This is a genomic window from Vibrio sp. 2304, assembly GCF_033339475.1.
GTDB lineage: Bacteria > Pseudomonadota > Gammaproteobacteria > Enterobacterales > Vibrionaceae > Vibrio > Vibrio alginolyticus.
Genome location: NZ_JAWOUQ010000119.1, coordinates 1 through 545 on the forward strand (window position 1 = coordinate 1; position 545 = coordinate 545).

Consider the following 545-nt stretch of genomic DNA (forward strand, 5'->3'; position numbering starts at 1 on the left):
TAGCCCGACGTTAACAGCGAGATCACGGTCACCGCCGGCGCGACGGAGGCCCTGTATGCGGCGATCACCGCCCTGGTGCGCCGCGGCGACGAGGTGATCTGTTTCGATCCCAGCTATGACAGCTACGCCCCCGCGGTGGCGCTGGCCGGCGGCGAGTTACGTCGTATTGCGCTGCAGCCGCCGCATTTTCGCGTCGACTGGCGGCAATTTGCCGCCGCCCTGAGCGAGAAAACCCGGCTGGTGATCCTCAACACCCCGCACAACCCTTCGGCCACCGTCTGGCAGCGCGAGGATTTTGCCGCCCTGTGGCAGGCGATCGCCGAACGCGAGATCTATGTCCTGAGCGATGAAGTCTATGAGCATATCTGCTTTGCCGATGGCGGCCACGCCAGCGTACTGGCGCATCCGCAGCTGCGCGAGCGGGCGGTGGCGGTCTCTTCGTTTGGCAAAACCTTTCATATGACCGGCTGGAAGGTCGGCTACTGCGTGGCCCCGGCGGCCATCAGCGCCGAACTGCGCAAGGTGCACCAGTATCTGACCTTCTC

1 pseudogene is annotated in these 545 nt (G+C 64.8%); it reads left to right on the top strand.

The annotated features are described in order from the left end of the window. Positions 1-545, top strand: a pseudogene (locus R7P64_RS24565) (aminotransferase class I/II-fold pyridoxal phosphate-dependent enzyme); the annotation flags it as partial.